The following is a 17,306-nucleotide window of genomic DNA, read 5'->3' as shown; positions in this document are numbered from 1 at the left end:
CCGCTGTCTAGAATTGAGGCCATGAGCACGCAAGCACCCGCCCCGAGCCGCCGTGAGCAGATCCTCAAGGAGGCCGCCCGCCTCTTCGCCGAGCGCGGCTTCCACGGCGTCGGCGTCGATGAGATAGGCGCCGCGGTCGGTATCAGCGGCCCCGGTCTCTACCGCCACTTCCCCGGCAAGGAGGCGATGCTGGCCGAGCTGCTCGTCGGGATCAGCGGCCGGCTGCTGACGGGCGGCAAGCTGCGGGCCGCGGAGGGGGAGGGGGCCGGGCGCGCCCCCGCGGAGGTGCTGGATTCGCTGATCGAGGGGCATATCGACTTCGCCCTCGACGACCGCCCGCTGATCATCCTCCACGACCGTGAGCTCGACCGGCTCCGGGACACCGACCGCAAGCTGGTGCGCTCCCTCCAGCGGCAGTACGTGGAGCTGTGGGTCGAGGTGGTGCGGAAGGTCTACCCCCGGCTCGCCGAGGCCGAGGCCCGCGCGTGTGTCCACGCCGTCTTCGGGCTGCTCAACTCCACGCCCCACCTCGGCCGGCCCGGAGCCCTCCCGGGGCGCGCGGCCACCGCCGCCCTGCTGCACCGCCTGGCCCTGGGTGCCTTCGACGGCGCCCATGGTGCGGACGGCGCGGCGAGTGAGCCGAAGGGGCCGGTGAACCGGGCCCTGTAAGGCTGGACAGGCTGGGTAACTCGCGGGTAGCTTTCACTGAGCAAGCGCTTAGGCGAGTGCTGCCAAGCCATCAATTGAGGAATCACGACGGCGGCCGGGCGGATCCGCGAGAAGCGGCGGCGGCTTAGCCGCAAGGAGGGCCGCGCCAATATGCGCCGTACGGTGTTCAACGAGGACCACGAGGCGTTCCGGGAGACCATCCGCGACTTCATCGCGGCCGAGGTCGTGCCGTACTACGACGAGTGGCGGGAGGCCGGTCAGGCCCCGCGCGAGTTCTACAAGAAGCTCGGTGAGCTCGGTGTCTTCGGCATCGAGGTGCCCGAGGAGTACGGCGGGGCCGGCGAGACCAGCTTCAAGTTCAACGCCGTGATCACCGAGGAGACCGCCCGCGCCGGGGTCAGCTTCGGCGGCAGCAGCGTCCACACCGCGCTGTGCCTGCCGTACATCATGAAGTACGCCAACGAGGAGCAGAAGCGGCGCTGGCTGCCCTCCTTCGTCTCCGGCGATCTGATGACCGCCATCGCCATGACCGAGCCCGGCACCGGCTCCGACCTGGCGGGCATGAAGACCACCGCCAAGCTCTCCGAGGACGGCACCCACTACGTCCTCAACGGCGCCAAGACCTTCATCACCGGCGGCGTCCTGGCCGACCGGGTGCTGGTCTGCGCCCGCACCGCCCCGCCCACCCCCGATGACCGCCGCGGCGGCATATCCATCCTCGTGGTGGACACCAAGAGCGAGGGCTACGCGGTCGGCCGCAAGCTGGAGAAGCTGGGCCTGAAGACCTCCGACACCGCCGAGCTCTCCTTCACCGACGTCAAGGTGCCGGTGGCGGACCTGCTGGGCGAGGAGGGCAAGGCGTTCGGCTACCTCGCCCACAATCTGCCGCAGGAGCGCCTGGGGATCGCCGTCGGGGCGTACGCACAGGCCGCGGCCGCCGTACGGTTCGCCACCGAGTACGTCCGGGACCGCACCGTCTTCGGCCAGCCGGTGGCGTCGTTCCAGAACACCAAGTTCGTGCTCGCCGACTGCAAGTCCGAGGTGGACGCGATGCAGGCGGTCGTGGACCGAGCCCTGGACGCGCACGACGCCGGTGAGTTGACCGCCGCCGACGCCGCCTCCGCCAAGCTCTTCACCACCGAGCGCGCCGCCGTCGTCATCGACCGGTGCCTGCAGCTCCACGGCGGCTACGGCTACATGATGGAGTACCCCATCGCCCGGCTGTACGCGGACACCCGCGTCAACCGGATCTACGGCGGCACCAGCGAGGTCATGCGGTCCATCGTCGCCAAGTCGATGGGGCTGTGACGGCCGTCATGACCAGCGGCAACAGGACCGCAATCCGGGTCTGCAAGACTGCTTAAATCATGAATGACGCACTTCAGGGCCTTCTCGATCTGCTCGACCTCGAGCAGATCGAGAAGGACATCTTCCGCGGCACCAGCGACGCCGCACCCCTCGTACCGCGGGTCTTCGGCGGTCAGGTCGCGGCCCAGGCCCTGGTCGCCGCGGGCCGCACCGTGCCCGCTGACCGCTCGGCGCATTCGCTGCACGCGTACTTCCTGCGGCCCGGCGATCCCGGGGCGCCCATCGTCTACACCGTCGACCGGATCCGGGACGGCCACTCCTTCACCACCCGCCGGGTGGTCGCCGTCCAGCACGGGCAGCCGATCTTCCATCTCTCGGCCTCCTTCCAGCTGCACGAGGACGGCCTCGAGCACCAGGAGCGGATGCCGGACGTCCCCGACCCGCTCTCCCTGCCCACCGCCGAGGAGCTGCTGCCCCGCTACGAGCACCTCTTCATCGGCCCCGGGGTGACCGAGCGGATGCTCCAGGCGCGCGCCGCGATCGATGTGCGGTACGTGGACGAGCCGCCCTTCGGCAGCGTCGGACGGCCGCGCGAGCCCAAGTCGCAGGTTTGGTTCCGGATCAACGGCAAACTGGACGGTGCCGCCGACCACCCCCTGCTCCACGTCTGCCTGGCGACCTATGTCTCCGACATGACGCTGCTGGACTCCATCCTGCTCGCCCATGGGCGCGGCGGCTGGGCGGTCGGCGACATCGTCGGCGCCAGCCTGGATCACGCCATGTGGTTCCACCGGCCGTTCCGGGTGGACGACTGGCTGCTGTACGACCAGGAGAGCCCCTCCGCGTCCGGCGGACGCGGGCTCGCCAAGGGCCGCATCTTCACCGCCGACGGGCGGCTGGCCGTCTCCGTGATCCAGGAAGGGGTCATGCGGGTGCCGCGCGAGAAGAAGTGAGCGCGGCGGGCGGTGACCCGGAGCCGTTGGAAACCGGGCCGTCCGAAACCGGGCGGTCGGAAACCGAGCCCTCAGGGCCAGGCCGTCAGAACTGGGCCGTCAGCCCCGCCGCGTCCAGCAGATACGCCGTCATCGCGTCGTAGAACCTCGGGTTGGTGACGTGGTCGTCCAGCGGGACCACCGCCGACAGCGTGCCCTCGGACTCGCCGAGGAAGAGCGCCGGGTCGTTGCAGTCCGCGTAGCCCACCGCGTCGATGCCCCGCTGCCCCGCGCATCCCGCCCAGCCGTGGTCGGCGACCACCAGATCGGGCAGCGGCCGCCCCTCGTGGGCCAGCCCGTCGAGGATCGCCGCCATGGGCGCGGGGGAGTGGGTGTGCCACAGCGTGGCGCCCCGCTCCAGCATCGCCACATCGCAGAACTGGAAGACGTACCCCTCGTCCGCCTGCAGTCCGCCCGGGATCTCCACGATCTCGCACCCGGCGGCCCGCAGCGCCGCCGCCGTGGCCCGGTGGACCTCCAGCAGCCCGCCCGGGTGCCCGGTGGCGAACAGCACCCGCTCGTTCGCCTCCGCCGCCTTCCGCAGCACCGACGCCATCCGGTCCAGCGCGCCGACCGTCAGCTCGGGGTCGATGGTGTCCTGCCCCGAGCGGTGCTGCGGGTCGTCCACCACGCCGCAGCGCTCGGCCATGACCGCCAGCACGTCCTGCTCATCGGTCCAGCGGTCGCCCAGTTCCAGGCCCAGCCAGTAGTGGCGGTCGCCGTTCGCGAGCTTGCGGTAGTGGGAGAGGTTGTTCTCACGAGGGGTGGCGACATCGCCCGCGATGCGCGTACGGACGAGATGGTCGATCAGTTCGGCACGGCTGGGCACGGCCCTGGGTATCGGCATGTGGCCCATTGTCGCCTCTCCGACGAGGGAATGGGGACATCCACCGCCGGTCGGGCGTGACACGATCATGGCGAAATGCCGGATGTCCGCCCGGACAGCGGCCGCCCGGGCCCCGCACCGGGCCTACCGGACCCCGCACCGGGTCTACCGGCGGGGCCGACGGCTCCTGGCGGGGCGACGGGCGGCCCGGCCCGCACGGTGTGGCTGCGGCGGCACGGGCGCGCTGATGGTCACGGGAACACCGGAGGGATCCTGCGCTCCGGTGATACGGGTGAGTTCGGGGTCGGCGGAGTGGACCCGGGCGGTCCGGGGGGTGATGCCCGCGTCGGCCATGAGCCGGACCATGGCCCGGCGCTGATCCGGAGTGACCAGCGTGATGACGCTGCCGGATCCGCCCGCACGGGCGGTACGGCCACCACGGTGCAGATAGTCCTTGTGGTCCGCGGGCGGGTCGACATTGACGACGAGATCGAGATCGTCCACATGAATGCCCCGGGCGGCGACGTTCGTGGCCACCAGCACGGTGACATGACCGGACTTGAAGTGGTCCAGGGTCCGGGTGCGCTGCGGCTGGGACTTGCCGCCGTGCAGCGCGGCCGCCCGTACGCCGCTGGTCAGCAGATGCCGGGTCAGCCGGTCGACGGCGCGCTTGGTGTCCAGGAACAGGATGACGCGGCCGTCCCTGGCGGCGACCCGGGTGACGACGGAGCGCTTGTCGGTGTCCGCGATGTGCAGCACATGGTGCTCCATCGTGGTGACGGCGCCGGCGGACGGGTCGAGCGAGTGCACGGCCGGGTCGTGGAGGAACTGGCGCACCAGCAGGCCGATGTTGTGGTCGAGGGTCGCGGAGAACAGCAGGCGCTGGCCGTCGGCCGGGACCAGCCGCAGCAGCCGGGTCACCTGGGGCAGGAAGCCCATGTCGGCCATTTGGTCGGCCTCGTCGAGGACCGTGGTGCGCACCTGGTCCAGCCGGCAGTCGCCGCGTTCGATCAGGTCCTGGAGGCGCCCCGGGGTCGCGATGACCACCTCCGCGCCGCGGCGCAGGGCCTCGGACTGGCGGTTGATCGACATTCCGCCGACCACGGTGGCCGGACGCAGCCGCAGCCGCCGGGCATAGGGGGTGAGCGCCTCGGTGACCTGCTGGGCCAGCTCCCGGGTGGGGACCAGCACCAGGGCGAGGGGACGGCCGGGCTCGGCTCGCTGCCCGGCGGTGCGGGCCAGCAGGGCGAGGCCGAAGGCGAGGGTCTTGCCGGAGCCGGTTCGGCCGCGGCCCAGGACGTCCCGGCCGGTGAGGGCGTTGGGGAGGGCGGCCGCCTGGATCGGGAAGGGCACGGTGACACCCTGCTCGGTCAGCTCCGCGAGCAGCTCCTCCGGCATGTCGAGCTCGGCGAACGACGTGACGGCGGGCAGCACCGGGGCGGAGCCGGGCGGCAGGGCGAATTCGTTTCCGCCGGTGGAGCGGGGGCGGCCGCGGTCGGCGGAGCGGCCATGGTCGGCGGAACGGGAGGACGCGGGTTTTTTGCGGGTACGGGGGGAGCGGCTCAATGCGGTGCCTTCTGCTGGGCGCGGTCTGCGGAACGCATACGAGCCGAGGCCCGCACCCCTTCAGGTACGGGCCCCGGCTCGTGACAGGCGCTGCGATCAGGCGGGAACGATGTTCTCCGCCTGCGGGCCCTTCTGGCCCTGGGTGACGTCGAAGGTCACCTTCTGGCCTTCCTGGAGCTCACGGAAGCCGCTCGTGGCGATGTTCGAGTAGTGGGCGAAGACGTCGGCGCCGCCGCCATCCTGCTCGATGAAGCCGAAGCCCTTTTCCGCGTTGAACCACTTCACGGTGCCAGTAGCCATATTCTTCTCCTTCATATGGGGCCGGTCCGGAATGCCTGGGAATAGCATCCCGAGTCGCCGAAATGACCCCATCCGGAAATGACCGGCAAAAACAAGAAATGCGCCTGCGGCTACATACCGCCAGGCGCACATAAAGTCCATGGGTACCAAAACTGCAACTGAAGAAGAGCCTATCACGTACGGCCTCGGAACGGAGGGAGTCAGGTGGACGATTTTCCCGCCGGGTCGTGCCCTCCCGCTTCGAGGTGTGACACGCTGGTGCTTCCGACTCCTCTTCTCTCTCCGTGGGGGCGCCATGCGCTGCATCATCGCCAACTTCGCCTTCGACCTGACCGCGCGCGAGGTGACGGACGCGATGAGTGGCGTCAGCCCAGAACCGATCACCGGCCCCTCGGTCCAGATCGGCCGCCACCTCTACCCGGCGAAGCAGGTCGGGGCGGTCGTCACCCGCCAGGACCGCCGCGACTTCACGGCGGGAGAGGTGACCCGGGCCATGACGCGCCTCGGCTTCACCTGCCATGCGGCGCCCCCGGCCGCGTCCGGCGCCGTCGAGACCGCCTCCGAGCTTCTGGGGAAGCCGACGGACGGCTGACGCCCGTCTCTCGCCTGTCACGGCAGTCACCGTACGAGGGCTCCGCGGCACGGGCATCAATTTAAGCGTTGACTTATATAAGCGGCGGCTGGTATAGTTCGGACGTGCACGCACTCGATGTCCTCGGGGACCCCGTCCGGCGCCGGATATTGGAGCTGCTCGCCGAGGGGGAGCGGTCCTCCGGCGAGGTCAGTTCCGCCGTCCGGGCAGAGTTCGGCATCTCGCAGCCCGCCGTCTCGCAGCATCTGAGGGTGTTGCGGGAGGCCGGCTTCGCCTCCGTACGGGCCGAGGGCACACGGCGGTTGTACGCCGTCGAGGCCGCGCCCCTGCGGGAGGTTGACCGGTGGCTCGACCGGTTCCGGGGCTTCTGGGAGCAGCGGCTGGACGCGCTGGGGACGGAACTGGCGCGGGGCAAGCGGCAGCGGCGGCTCGATCAGGGGCGCGGCGGCGGCAGCGGAACCGATGCGGAGACATGAGCCATGAGCGAGATCGTCGACCAGATCAACCACGTCCATCGCGAGGTCGGCACCCGTGAGGTGCCCGACGGTGAGGCCCGTACCGTCCTGCTGCGGCGCACCTACGACGCCGCGATCGAGGACGTCTGGGACGCGTGCACCGACCCGGAGCGGATCAGCCGCTGGTTCCTGCCGGTGAGCGGCGACCTGAAGCTGGGCGGCCACTACCAGCTGACGGGCAACGCGGGCGGCGAGATCCTGCGCTGCGAGTCCCCGCGGCTGCTCGCGGTGAGCTGGCTGTTCGGCGAGAACCCCGGCTTCAGCGAGGTCGAGGTCCGGCTGACCGCCGAGGGCGAGGAGCGCACCGTCTTCGAGCTGGAGCACATCGCCGTCGTACCGCCCGAGATGTGGGACCAGTTCGGCCCCGGCGCGGTCGGCGTCGGCTGGGACGGCGCACTGCTCGGCCTCACCCTGCACCTGACGGGCGAAGGCGCGCCCGCCGACCCGGAGGCGTGGCAGGCCTCGGACGAGGCGCGGGAGTTCATGACCCGCAGCAGCGAGCGCTGGGGCGCGGCGTACGAGGCCTCGGGGGCCCCGGCGGAGGTGGCCGCCGCCACGATGCTGGCGACCACGGAGTTCTACGTGCCCGCGCGCTGACCTCTGTCCGTAAGAGCGACGGCTGCGCCCGTAAGGGCGTCGACTGCCCATAAGGGCGGCGGCTGTCCGTAAGAGCGTCGACCGCCCGTAAGAGCCGCCACCCCCTACCCGTCATACCTGGGGACTACCCCGGAGATGCACTCCCCGGTGGGACGCCAACCACACGGCCGGCTCCATACCTTCCGTATTCACGACATCCGTTGGTACGGAAGGAACAGCCATGGCGTCCCGTCTTCGTCGCGCCCTGCTCGCGGCGCTCGTCACCGCCTCGGTGGTGGTGCCCCTGGTGGGGGCCGCCGGGCCCAGTGAGGTGCCCGCGCCCGAGCCGGTGGCGCTCGGGCCGGTGCGCGTCGCGGGTCTTGAGCACCGGTACGCGGCCAACCGGGAGGGGATCCGGGCGGCCGAGGTGATGGCCGCCCGGCACGGGGACCGCAAGCGGGCGCGGGCGCTGCGGAAGATGCGGGGGGCGTCGCGGCACTTCCTGTCGTTCGACGGGCGGAACGGGGGCCGTGCCGTCGAGGTGTACGGGGATCTGGGCCGCGCCACACACATCGCGGTGCTGGTGCCGGGGTCGGACACCAACCTGGAGACGTACGGCCGGTTCCGGGACGGGGCGCTCGCGCTGAGCCGTCAACTCGGGCGCCGTACGGCCGTCATCGGCTGGCTCGGGTACAAGACGCCCGGCACCGTGGCGCCCGAGGTGCTGACCACGGGCCGGGCCGCCGGTGCCGCTCCCCGACTGGCCGCGTTCATACGGGAGTTGAACGCGGCCATGCCCCGGGCCCGGATCTCGCTCCTGTGCCATTCCTACGGTTCGGTGGTCTGCGCCCGGGCCGCACGGGGGCTGAACGCCGCGGACATCGTCCTGTACGGCAGCCCCGGGACGGGGTACGACGACGCCCGGCAACTGCGCACCCGGGCCACCGTCTGGGCCGGGCGGGGCGGAAGCGACTGGATCGGCGGGGTGCCGCATGTGCGGATCCCCCTGCTGGGCACGACCGTCGGCTTCGGGACCGATCCGGTCTCCCGGCGGTTCGGAGCGCGGATCTTCGGCGCGGGGGACGTCGGGCACAGCGACTACCTCAAGCCCGGGTCCGTCGCCCTGGCGAGCATGGGCCGGATCGTGGAGGGCCGCGATGCGTGAGACGGCCCGGCCGCGTGAGACGGTCCGCATACGTGACCTCGCCCGGCGGATCGAGGCCGCCACTCCGGCCGGCCGCGACCGCGCCGTGGACGGCCTGCGGGCCGTCGCCATCCTCGGCGTGGTGCTCGGCCACTGGCTGGTGACCGCCATCGTGGCCGACAGCGGCACCCTGCGCGCGGCCAGCCCGCTGCTGTACCAGCCCGGACTCACCCCCGTCTCCTGGGTGTTCCAGACCCTCGCGGTGTTCTTCCTGGTCGGCGGGCAGATGGGCGCCAAGAGCTACGACGGCGCCCGCGCCCGGGGCGTCACCTACCGGCGGTGGCTGCGCGCCCGGCTGGCCCGGCTGTTCCGGCCCGTGGCCGCCGTGCTCACCGTATGGGCCGTGGCGGCGGGGGCGCTGCTCGGTTCAGGGGCGAGCCTGCTGACCGTGCACACGCTGCTCAAACTCGTCCTGTCCCCGCTGTGGTTCCTGCTGGTCTACGCGGCGCTCACGGCCGCGACCCCGCTGGTGGCGCGGCTGCATCCGCTGTGGCCGCTCGCCGTCGTGCTCCATGTCGACCTGGTCCGGTTCGGCTTCGACGGCCCCGCCTGGCTCGGCTGGATCAACCTGGCGGCGGGCTGGCTGGTCCCGTACTGCCTGGGCGCGGCCTGGGGCCGGGGCAGGCTGCGCGGGCGGACGGCCGGATGGGTGCTGCTGACCGGGGGCGCGGTGGTCACCGCCGGGCTCGTCCTGTTCGGCGGCTATCCGGCGGCGATGGTCGGGGTGCCGGGCGCCGCGATCTCCAACCTCAACCCGCCCACCCTGGCGGCCGTCACCTTCGGGCTCGCCCAGTGCGGCGCGGCCCTGCTGCTGCGCGGCCCGCTGCGCCGGGTGCTGGCGCGGCCCGTCGTGTGGGCGGTGGTGGCGCTGGTCAACCTCGCCGCGATGACCGTCTTCCTGTGGCACCAGACCGCGATGATGGCGGTCAGCGTGACCACGCTGCGGCTCGCCGGGCCGCAGACCGGGCTGCACACCGTGCCCGACGGCCCCGGCTGGGTGCTCGCCCGGCTGTGCTGGCTGCCGGTGTTCGCGGGGGCGATGCTGATCTGCTGGGCGGCGTTCCACGCGTACGAGGCGGGGCGGCCGCGGAAGGGCGGCGGCGGGGTCGTCCGCGGAGGCGGCCCTGGAGCGGGCGGTGGCAGCCGGATTGTCCGCGAGGGACGTCCCGGGCAGCAGGCACAGCAGGCACGGCACGTGGAGCAGCGGAGTGTCTAGAGTCAAGGGCATGACAGGCGGCAAGATCGCGGACCGGCTGGCGGGGGGCGTGCGCGCCCTGCCGCGCACGTTGGGCGAGGCCCTGCGCGCGGCCCCGGGCATCCTGCGCGAGGACCTGTGGACGGTGGCGCGCGACCCGCTGCCGCGGATGCGCTGGCTGGGCCGGCTGCCCCATGGACATGTGGTGTTGTTCGCGGTGCTCATGGCCTGGCTCAGCATGGCGCAGTTCCAGGAGCCCGCCCGCCCGGGGACGGCCCAGGACCCGGTGCCGCTGATCGGGCTCGTCGTACTCGAAGCGCTGGCCGTCCAACTGGCGCTGACCCGCCCGATACCGGCGTGGTGGCTCTCGACCGCGATGCTCCTGGTGACGGCGCTGGCCGTGGACGACCGCGTCCCCGCATATGTGCTCTACCCCTGGAACTACGGTCAGATCGCGCTGCACACCGCCGTCCTGTTCCTCCTCGCGCTGCGGGTCCGGCCGCGGATCGCCGCCGAGGCGCTGGTACTGACCCTCCTGGTGGGCGCGGTCACCGCGGCCCTCGCCACCCGGACCCACGCGGACGGCCTGGACGAGGCCATCGTGTCCTTCACCACCGCCGTGGTGGTGGGCACCGCGCTGCGGGGCCGCCGGGTGGCGCGGACCCGGCTGGTCGAGCAGGAGGAGCTCACCGCGGAGGAACGGGCTCGGCGCACCCTGTTGGAGGAGCGCAACCGCATCGCCCGCGAACTGCACGACGTGGTCGCCCATCACATGTCGGTGATCTCCATCCAGGCCCAGGTCGCCCCGCACCTCGCGGAGAACCCCTCGGACGAGCTCAAGGAGAACCTCGCGGGCATCCGGCAGAACGCGGTCGAGGCGCTGGCCGAACTGCGCCGTGTGCTGGGCGTGCTGCGCTCCGAGGACGCCCTGGCCGACGGCGCCCGGCACGCCCCGCAGCCCACCCTGGACCGGCTGGACGAGCTGGTGGGCACGGTGCGGGGGACCGGGATCACGATCCTTACCGATGTCACCGGGGAGCGGCGGGCGCTGCCGCCGGGCGTGGAGCTGTCGGCGTTCCGCATCGTCCAGGAGGCGCTGAGCAATGTGATGCGGCACGCGCCCGGCGCCGAGGCACGGGTCGAGCTGGGGTACCAGCGGCACGGGCTGACCGTCCGGGTCGTCAACACCACGCCGGACCGCCCCGCCCCGCCCTCGCCCGGAGCCGGGCACGGGCTGCTCGGGATGCGGGAGCGCGCTGCGATGCTAGGGGGCGAGCTGACCACCGGCCCGACGCCGGACGGCGGTTACGAGGTGATCGCCGTACTGCCCACGGACCACCCCGCCCTGTCCGCCGCCGCGCCCGAGACCGCCGAGGACCCCGTATGACGACGACCATCCGCGTCCTGATCGCCGACGACCAGATGATGGTCCGCCAGGGCTTCACGGTGCTGCTCAACGCCGAACCGGACATGGAGGTCGTCGGCCAGGCCGTGGACGGGGCCGACGCCATCGCCCAGGTCGCCCAACTCGCCCCGGACGTGGTCCTGATGGACATACGGATGCCGGGGGTCGGCGGTATCGAGGCCACCCGCCGGCTCACCGAAACCGCCGGTGCCACCGTCAAGATCCTCGTCCTCACCACCTTCGACCTGGACGAATACGTCTACGAGGCGCTGCGCGCGGGCGCGTCCGGGTTTCTGCTGAAGGACGCCTCGGCGGATGAACTGGCCCATGCGGTACGGGTGGTGGCGGCCGGTGACGCGCTGCTGGCGCCGAACATCACCAAGCGCCTGATCGGCGAGTTCTCCCGGGTGACCGCCGCCGCCCCGCGCGGGCCCCTCCGGGCCCGTGCGGGCGATCTGACGGAGCGCGAGACCGAGGTGCTCACGCTGATCGCCCAGGGGTTGTCGAACGCGGAGATCGCGGCACGGCTGGTGGTGGCCGAGCAGACCGTGAAGACCCATGTGAGCCGGATCCTGTTCAAACTGGGGCTGCGCGACCGGACCCAGGCGGCGGTCTTCGCGTACGAGACGGGACTGGTGCGCCCATCGGCGTTCTGACCAGGCTTTCGTGTCGTCCCCGGCCGGGGTTCTTCTGTCGTCCCGCGCCGGGCCTCTCCTGCCGATCTCGCTGGGACCCGCCGCACTCCCGCGCCCAGAACTACCTCCCTCTTCTTCGGGGGAATCCCCGCCTTCAGGCGGGGAGGGAATCCGATCCTGAGCCTTGCGGCGCGGAGCGCCGCAGCATCGTTCCAGAATGCTCTACGCCGATAGCCGCGCTCAGTCCGGCCGCTTCTGGGTCTCGATGTAGTCGTTGACCACCTGGAGCGGCGCACCGCCGCAGCTTCCGGCGAAGTAGGAGCCAGACCAGAACCGGCTGTGCATGATCGCCGGGTTCACCACCGTCCGTCAGGACCAGGCCCTTCGCGAGATGCTGCAAGATCACTGCTCGCTCTACAACGGCGCGTTGCAGGAACGCCGCGACGCCTACGGGCACGCCTCGAAGACAAGCGTCACGTACGGAATGCGGTCCGCGCAGCTCAAGGACATCCGGGCATTCGACCCCGAACGTCAGGGCCGCTGGTCCTTCTCCAGCCAGCAGGCGACGCTGCGACGGCTCGACAAGGCGTTCGCCGCGTTCTTCCGCCGTATCAAGGCCGGCGAGACGCCCGGATACCCGCGGTTCCGCGGCGTGAACTGGTTCGACACAGTGGACTTCCCCAAGGACGGGGACGGCTGCCGCTGGGACAGTACGCCGCACGACCCGGTCGCCCGCGTCCGCTTCCAGGGCGTCGGGCACGTCAAGGTCAACCAGCACCGGCAGGTGACCGGCAAGGTCAAGACCGTCAGCGTCAAGCGCGAGGGCCGTAAGTGGTTCGTCGTGCTGACCGCGGAGCAGGCACAGCCCGAGCCGCTGGCCGCCACCGGCAGTGTCGTCGGCATCGACGTGGGCATAGCGAACTTCCTCGCCGACTCCAACGGCAACTTCGTTCTCAACCCGCGTCACGGGCAACGGGCATCCGCGAAGCTCGAAGCCGCGCAACAAGCCCTGTCCCGATTCCCGCGCCGCAAGGCCAAGGACCGTACCGCCAACCACCAGCGTGCCGTGGAGAAGGTCGCCAGGCTGCATGGCACGGTGCGACGCCAGCGGCTTGACCACGCGCACAAAACCGCACTCACGCTGGGCCGTGAGCATGACTTCATCGCGCACGAAGACCTCAAGATCCGCAACATGAGCAAGGCCCCCACACCGAAGCCCGACCCCGGCAAGCCGGGTGCGTTTCTGCCCAACGGGGGGCCGCGAAGGCAGGGCTCAACCGCTCGATCGCTGATGCCGGATGGGGGGTGTTCCTGACGATCCTGCACGCCAAGGCTGAAAGCGCCGGACGGGAAGTGGTCGCCGTGGACCCCCGTAACACCTCCCGGCGGTGCCCCGAATGCGGGCACACCGCCAAGGAGAACCGGCCCACACAGGAGAAGTTCCACTGCGTCGCGTGTGGCCACAGCACGCACGCGGACACGGTGGGCGCCCTGAACGTTCTACGGGCCGGGCTGGTCCGTCGCGAAGCTCAACCCGCTTAGCGAGAAGCCACCCCGTTTACGGGGCGGAGGAGTCACCAAGAACGTGGCCGGTCCCGACGAGTACAGCAACGGCGTGGACGACGCGGTCTTCACCAACGCCGGGGCCGCCACCGCCCTGCGCGACGCCGCCCGCGCCGCCCGCCTCCTCGGTGAGCCGGTGCCCGCCGCCTGGACCCGGATCGCCGACCGGCTGCGGATCCCGTACGACAAGAAGAGCCAGGTCTTCCAGCAGTACGACGGCTACCGGGGCTCGCTGATCAAGCAGGCCGACACCGTGCTGCTGATGTACCCGCTGGAGTGGCCGATGTCCGGTCAGGCGGCCGCCAGGACGCTCGACTACTACGCGGCCCGCACCGACCCGGACGGCCCGGCCATGACGGACTCGGTGCACGCCATCGACGCCGCTGCCATCGGCGAGCCCGGCTGCTCCACGTACACCTACCTCCAGCGCGCCATCAAGCCGTTCGTCCGCGGCCCCTTCGACACCTTCTCGGAGGCGCGGGGCGAGAAGGCGGGCGCGCAGGACCCCCTGTCCGGCTCCCCGGCGCAGGACTTCCTCACCGGTAAGGGCGGCTTCCTCCAGGTGTTCACCCACGGTCTGACCGGAATGCGGATGGACGAGGACGGTGTGCGGCTCGACCCGACGCTGCCGCCGCAGCTCCACGACGGTGTCACCCTGCGGGGGCTGCGCTGGCGGGGCCGCACCTACGACGTGGCCATCGGCCCGCACGAGACGACCGTAAGGCTGACGGCGGGCGCGCCGATGCGGATCGAGACCCCGCACGGCGGGGAGCGGATCGTGAGCCGGGGCGCGCCCGCGGTGCTCAAGACCCGCCGCCCCGACCTCGAGCCGACCGACAACGTCGCGCGCTGCGGTAAGGCGACGGCGAGCACGGAGGAGCCCGGGATGTACGCGGGTGCCGCCGTGGACGGCAACGCGGCCACTGCCTGGGTGCCCGACGCCGCCGAGGGCACTCTTACGGCCGACCTCGGGCGCGCCGTGCGGCTGGCGGAGGTCAGCCCGGAGTGGACCCGCACCCGCCCCGCCTCCCATGAGGTGCGGACCTCGCTCGACGGCCGCCACTGGCGCGAGGGGACGACCGGCCCGGCCCGTTTCGTACGGGTCACCGTGCGGTCGGCGGACGACAAGAAGCGCGCGGGCATCGAGGAGTTGAGGGTGACGCGCGCCAAGTGACCCCGTTGGGGGCCGGGATGTGCGGTCCGTGCACGGCGGACGCGGTCCATGCACGCAGGATCAAGACAGTGTGCACAGAAGGCCAACGACATCCCGGCCCGGCCGGGCCCATGCTGATCAGTGACGGGTGAGCAGGGTTGCGACGGGGGGAGCCCCGCTCACCTGTTCGCCGCGAGCGCCCTATGGCGGAAGTCCCGTGGGGGCACGCCATAGGCGCCGCGGAAGGCACGGCTGAAGTCCGCGGCGTGGCTGAAGCCCCAACGGGCGGCGATGACATGGATGGGGGTGTCGCCCAGGGCGGGATCGGCGAGGTCGCGGCGGCAGCGTTCCAGGCGCTGGGTGCGGATCCACGCGGAGACGGTGTGCCCCTGCTCCTCGAAGAGGCGGTAGAGGTACCGGAGCGAGATGTGATGGGCCGCGGCGATCGAGGCCGGGGTGAGCCCCGGGCGGTCCAGATTCTGCCGGGCGAACTCCTGGATGCGTAACCGCAGGGTACGCCGACGGCTCTCGGGGGTGAGCCGGTTCTCGGCGCGCGCCTCGGCACCGGTGTCGAGCTCATGTGCGAGCAGCGCGTTGAGCAGATCGACGGCGACGGTGCCGAGGCGCGGTGCGTCGGCCGGGCCGTAGGCGTCGGACTCGGTGGCCAGCCGGGTGAGGAAGTCGGCGAGCATGGCCCCGATCCCGGACCGTCCGGACAGCCGCTGCCCGAGCAGCCGCTGGAGCTCGGCGGGCGGGAACGGCAGCAGGGAGGGGCGGAGGGTGACCGTCATCCCGTCGACCCTGCCGCGTTCGCAGACCGCCAGATACGGCGCGGAGGTGGAGGTGAGCATGAACTGCCGGGCGCCGACCGTGGTTTCGGCGTCCCCGTGGCATACGTCGGTCTCCCCGCGCAGGGTGAGTCGCAGATGGTAGAGCTCCGGGTCGGAGCGCCGGATGTGGGCCGCGGTCCGTTCGTTCCGCAGCGACGGTACGGAGGTGTAGGTCAGCATCACCTCGCCGATGTCCACTCCGCCCCGTACGTTCGCGCGGAAGTCGTGCTCATGGTCGCTGCGCAGCTCCATGGGGATCGACGTCAGCTCGCACAGGGCGCGCCACGCCGCGAACCGTTCCGCGGGCGGGATGTCGTCGATCTGGGGCACCGTCACGATCATCATCCTTTCGCCTGGCCGGTGGTGCGCTTTTCGATGGGCGCGACCTTAGACAGCCCTGCTAAGTGTTTGATGAACGGTCCGGTATTGAACAGTCCGCTTTTGGGCGATTCCGTGAGCGTGTGTCCGGACGGGGTCCGCTCAGAGCGCGGTCAGGATCCGTGGGCCGTCGTCCGTGATCGCCACTGTGTGCTCGCAGTGGGCGGCGCGGCTGCCATCCGTCGTCCGCAGCGTCCAGCCGTCGTCATCGGTGGTGTACCCGTCCAGGCCACCCGCCAGGAACATCGGCTCGATGGCCAGCACCAGCCCGTGCCGCAGCGGAAAGCCGCGGCCCGGTCGCCCCTCGTTGGGGACCGGCGGGTCCTCGTGCATCCGCCGGCCGATGCCATGGCCGCCGAAGTCCTCCATGATGCCGTAGCCCGCGGTGCGCCCCACCGTCCCCACGGCATGGGAGATGTCGCCCATCCGGCCCCCCGCGACGGCCGCCGCGATCCCCGCCTCCAGCGCCCGCCGGGTGGTCTCGATCAGCCGGACGTCGGCCGGGCGCGGGGTGCCGACGGTGAAGCTGACGGCGGCGTCGCCGCTCCAGCCGTCCAGCGTCGCACCGCAGTCGACGGTCACCAGATCGCCGTCGCGCAACCGGTAGTCGCCCGGGATGCCGTGGACGATGGCGTCGTTGACCGAGGCGCAGATGACCGCGGGGAAGGGGGTGGACGCGAACTGCGGCCGGTAGCCGAGGAACGGGGAGCTCGCCCCGGCCTCGCGCAGTACCTCCCGCGCCGCCTCGTCCAACTCGCGCAGCGAGACGCCGATGGCCGCCGCCCGCTGTGCGGCGTCGAGCGCCGAGGCCACGACGCGGCCCGCCTCGCGCATGGCGTCCAGGGACGCGTCGGTCTTGATTTCCACCATGGGTGAGCCCCTTCGCATGACCGAACCACCGGTTCGGTGTGCACCAATTACTATACCGGTATTAGTATCACGGTCATGGTGCGCACCCCTCTCACCCCGCTGGAACGTGAACGCGGCCGCTTCCTCGGCGCGCTGCTGCGTCAGGCCCGCGGCGAACGGAGCATGGCCGAGATCGCCGCCGGGGCCGGGATCTCCGCCGAAACCCTCCGGAAGATCGAGACCGGCCGGGCCCCGACCCCCGCCTTCTTCACCATCGCGGCCCTCGCCGCCACGCTCGGACTGACCCTGGGCGAGATCGCGGAGCGCTGCGCCGCGGTCACCGCTCCGGAGCCGGGGGAGGGGGTGGCGGAGGAGGCGGCCTAGCGGGCGCCGTCCGGCGGATCGTGCCGCCCGCGGCGGGCTGTTTCCCCACCCCGCCCCTTCCCGAAACCGGGGCTCTGCCCCAGCCCCCGAAACCGGGGCTCTGCCCCGGGTCCCGGACTGGGGGGCTTTGTCCTGGCCTCGGAGCGGGGGTTCTGTCCAGGGCTCCGCAACTGGGGGCTCTGCGCCGGGTCTCGGAAGGGGGTTCTGCCCCAGCCCCCTCGCGACAGAGGCCTCTGCCTCAAAGGTCCCGCGGCGGGGGCTCTGCCCCGGGGGGGGGGGCTCGGGGGGGGGTGCCCGGGCCCCGCACGGGGGGGGCCCGGGGGTGGGGGGGGGGGCGCGGTGGCGGGGGGGGGGGACCGGGGGGGC

At 71.8% G+C, this 17,306-nt stretch carries 17 protein-coding genes and 2 pseudogenes; 13 read left to right on the top strand and 6 right to left on the bottom strand.

What is annotated here, in order from left to right:
- Positions 1-21 precede the first annotated feature (21 nt).
- The 3 genes from ACFXB5_RS37180 (at position 22) to ACFXB5_RS37170 (ending at position 2,930) form a co-directional block, all read left to right on the top strand.
- A complete protein-coding gene (locus tag ACFXB5_RS37180; RefSeq protein ID WP_385216688.1) occupies positions 22-669 on the top strand; it encodes a TetR/AcrR family transcriptional regulator in 648 nt (215 codons plus the stop codon).
- 150 nt (positions 670-819) lie between these two features.
- Positions 820-1,977: an acyl-CoA dehydrogenase family protein gene (locus ACFXB5_RS37175; RefSeq protein ID WP_385216685.1), complete on the top strand. Its 1,158-nt coding sequence runs from the start codon at positions 820-822 to the stop codon at positions 1,975-1,977.
- 59 nt (positions 1,978-2,036) lie between these two features.
- Entirely contained in the window at positions 2,037-2,930 is an 894-nt protein-coding gene (locus ACFXB5_RS37170; RefSeq protein ID WP_385216683.1) for an acyl-CoA thioesterase, read from the top strand.
- Positions 2,931-3,015: 85 nt separating this feature from the next.
- Here ACFXB5_RS37170 and ACFXB5_RS37165 read toward each other — a convergent pair whose 3' ends face one another.
- The 3 genes from ACFXB5_RS37165 to ACFXB5_RS37155 all read right to left on the bottom strand — a co-directional run bounded on the left by ACFXB5_RS37165 (position 3,016) and on the right by ACFXB5_RS37155 (position 5,661).
- Entirely contained in the window at positions 3,016-3,825 is an 810-nt protein-coding gene (locus tag ACFXB5_RS37165; RefSeq protein ID WP_385216680.1) for a phosphatase, read from the bottom strand.
- Positions 3,826-3,960: 135 nt separating this feature from the next.
- Positions 3,961-5,361, bottom strand: coding sequence for a DEAD/DEAH box helicase (locus tag ACFXB5_RS37160; RefSeq protein WP_385216677.1), 1,401 nt, complete (start codon positions 5,359-5,361; stop codon positions 3,961-3,963).
- A 96-nt stretch (positions 5,362-5,457) separates the two neighbouring features.
- The gene (locus ACFXB5_RS37155) at positions 5,458-5,661 is read right to left on the bottom strand and encodes a cold-shock protein (RefSeq protein ID WP_020871138.1); all 204 of its coding nucleotides are present in this window, start codon (positions 5,659-5,661) and stop codon (positions 5,458-5,460) included.
- Between the two features lie 295 nt (positions 5,662-5,956).
- Between ACFXB5_RS37155 and ACFXB5_RS37150 the strand changes: the two genes are divergently transcribed.
- The 7 genes from ACFXB5_RS37150 to ACFXB5_RS37120 all read left to right on the top strand — a co-directional run bounded on the left by ACFXB5_RS37150 (position 5,957) and on the right by ACFXB5_RS37120 (position 11,804).
- On the top strand, positions 5,957-6,253 hold the full coding sequence (locus ACFXB5_RS37150; protein WP_385216675.1) for an SCO5918 family protein: 297 nt from the start codon (positions 5,957-5,959) through the stop codon (positions 6,251-6,253).
- Positions 6,254-6,357: 104 nt separating this feature from the next.
- Complete coding sequence (locus tag ACFXB5_RS37145; protein WP_201849160.1) at positions 6,358-6,729, top strand: helix-turn-helix transcriptional regulator; 372 nt, start codon at positions 6,358-6,360, stop codon at positions 6,727-6,729.
- Positions 6,730-6,732: 3 nt separating this feature from the next.
- Entirely contained in the window at positions 6,733-7,365 is a 633-nt protein-coding gene (locus tag ACFXB5_RS37140) for an SRPBCC family protein (RefSeq protein ID WP_385216672.1), read from the top strand.
- Positions 7,366-7,585: 220 nt separating this feature from the next.
- Positions 7,586-8,509, top strand: a complete 924-nt coding sequence (locus tag ACFXB5_RS37135; RefSeq protein ID WP_385216669.1) for an alpha/beta hydrolase — start codon at positions 7,586-7,588, stop codon at positions 8,507-8,509.
- Positions 8,502-9,764: an acyltransferase gene (locus ACFXB5_RS37130; protein ID WP_385216667.1), complete on the top strand. Its 1,263-nt coding sequence runs from the start codon at positions 8,502-8,504 to the stop codon at positions 9,762-9,764. The genes ACFXB5_RS37135 and ACFXB5_RS37130 overlap by 8 nt, the downstream gene beginning before the upstream one ends.
- A gap of 10 nt (positions 9,765-9,774) precedes the next feature.
- Positions 9,775-11,130, top strand: a complete 1,356-nt coding sequence (locus ACFXB5_RS37125; protein WP_385216663.1) for a sensor histidine kinase — start codon at positions 9,775-9,777, stop codon at positions 11,128-11,130.
- On the top strand, positions 11,127-11,804 hold the full coding sequence (locus ACFXB5_RS37120; RefSeq protein ID WP_385216660.1) for a response regulator: 678 nt from the start codon (positions 11,127-11,129) through the stop codon (positions 11,802-11,804). Before ACFXB5_RS37125 ends, ACFXB5_RS37120 begins: the two co-directional genes overlap by 4 nt.
- A 219-nt stretch (positions 11,805-12,023) precedes the next feature.
- Here the strand turns inward: ACFXB5_RS37120 and ACFXB5_RS37115 are convergent, their stop codons facing one another.
- Complete coding sequence (locus ACFXB5_RS37115) at positions 12,024-12,128, bottom strand: transposase (RefSeq protein WP_385216657.1); 105 nt, start codon at positions 12,126-12,128, stop codon at positions 12,024-12,026.
- Here ACFXB5_RS37115 and ACFXB5_RS37110 point away from each other — a divergent pair.
- Positions 12,127-13,325 (top strand): annotated as a pseudogene (locus ACFXB5_RS37110) (RNA-guided endonuclease InsQ/TnpB family protein). The gene ACFXB5_RS37115 and the pseudogene ACFXB5_RS37110 sit on opposite strands and share 2 nt — an antisense overlap.
- Before the next feature lie 22 nt (positions 13,326-13,347).
- A pseudogene (locus ACFXB5_RS37105) lies at positions 13,348-14,520 on the top strand (glycosyl hydrolase family 65 protein); the annotation flags it as partial.
- 158 nt (positions 14,521-14,678) lie between these two features.
- On the opposite strand, the gene ACFXB5_RS37100 reads toward ACFXB5_RS37105, so the two are convergent.
- Together ACFXB5_RS37100 and map are read right to left on the bottom strand one after the other, a co-directional pair.
- Positions 14,679-15,671 (bottom strand): helix-turn-helix domain-containing protein, encoded by a 993-nt coding sequence (locus ACFXB5_RS37100; protein WP_385216708.1) that lies wholly within the window; start codon positions 15,669-15,671, stop codon positions 14,679-14,681.
- A gap of 138 nt (positions 15,672-15,809) precedes the next feature.
- Entirely contained in the window at positions 15,810-16,577 is a 768-nt protein-coding gene (map, locus tag ACFXB5_RS37095) for a type I methionyl aminopeptidase (RefSeq protein ID WP_385216655.1), read from the bottom strand.
- Between the two features lie 75 nt (positions 16,578-16,652).
- Between map and ACFXB5_RS37090 the strand changes: the two genes are divergently transcribed.
- Complete coding sequence (locus tag ACFXB5_RS37090; RefSeq protein WP_385216652.1) at positions 16,653-16,940, top strand: helix-turn-helix domain-containing protein; 288 nt, start codon at positions 16,653-16,655, stop codon at positions 16,938-16,940.
- Positions 16,941-17,306: the final 366 nt, after the last annotated feature.

This window comes from Streptomyces sp. NPDC059455 (assembly GCF_042750115.1).
Lineage (GTDB): Bacteria > Actinomycetota > Actinomycetes > Streptomycetales > Streptomycetaceae > Streptomyces > Streptomyces endocoffeicus.
This window is presented reverse-complemented; position numbering and strand designations above follow the sequence as displayed.

What these genes read in the sequence shown, in the direction of transcription:
- ACFXB5_RS37120 (WP_385216660.1), top strand. Translation starts at nt 11,127, where the DNA reads ATGACGACGACCATCCGCGTCCTGATCGCCGACGACCAGATGATGGTC.
- ACFXB5_RS37125 (WP_385216663.1), top strand. Translation starts at nt 9,775, where the DNA reads ATGACAGGCGGCAAGATCGCGGACCGGCTGGCGGGGGGCGTGCGCGCC.
- ACFXB5_RS37100 (WP_385216708.1), bottom strand. Translation starts at nt 15,671, where the DNA reads ATGATCGTGACGGTGCCCCAGATCGACGACATCCCGCCCGCGGAACGG.
- ACFXB5_RS37115 (WP_385216657.1), bottom strand. Translation starts at nt 12,128, where the DNA reads ATGCACAGCCGGTTCTGGTCTGGCTCCTACTTCGCCGGAAGCTGCGGC.
- ACFXB5_RS37175 (WP_385216685.1), top strand. Translation starts at nt 820, where the DNA reads ATGCGCCGTACGGTGTTCAACGAGGACCACGAGGCGTTCCGGGAGACC.
- ACFXB5_RS37180 (WP_385216688.1), top strand. Translation starts at nt 22, where the DNA reads ATGAGCACGCAAGCACCCGCCCCGAGCCGCCGTGAGCAGATCCTCAAG.
- ACFXB5_RS37140 (WP_385216672.1), top strand. Translation starts at nt 6,733, where the DNA reads ATGAGCGAGATCGTCGACCAGATCAACCACGTCCATCGCGAGGTCGGC.
- ACFXB5_RS37170 (WP_385216683.1), top strand. Translation starts at nt 2,037, where the DNA reads ATGAATGACGCACTTCAGGGCCTTCTCGATCTGCTCGACCTCGAGCAG.
- ACFXB5_RS37165 (WP_385216680.1), bottom strand. Translation starts at nt 3,825, where the DNA reads ATGGGCCACATGCCGATACCCAGGGCCGTGCCCAGCCGTGCCGAACTG.
- ACFXB5_RS37150 (WP_385216675.1), top strand. Translation starts at nt 5,957, where the DNA reads ATGCGCTGCATCATCGCCAACTTCGCCTTCGACCTGACCGCGCGCGAG.
- ACFXB5_RS37130 (WP_385216667.1), top strand. Translation starts at nt 8,502, where the DNA reads ATGCGTGAGACGGCCCGGCCGCGTGAGACGGTCCGCATACGTGACCTC.
- ACFXB5_RS37090 (WP_385216652.1), top strand. Translation starts at nt 16,653, where the DNA reads ATGGTGCGCACCCCTCTCACCCCGCTGGAACGTGAACGCGGCCGCTTC.
- ACFXB5_RS37155 (WP_020871138.1), bottom strand. Translation starts at nt 5,661, where the DNA reads ATGGCTACTGGCACCGTGAAGTGGTTCAACGCGGAAAAGGGCTTCGGC.
- map (WP_385216655.1), bottom strand. Translation starts at nt 16,577, where the DNA reads ATGGTGGAAATCAAGACCGACGCGTCCCTGGACGCCATGCGCGAGGCG.
- ACFXB5_RS37135 (WP_385216669.1), top strand. Translation starts at nt 7,586, where the DNA reads ATGGCGTCCCGTCTTCGTCGCGCCCTGCTCGCGGCGCTCGTCACCGCC.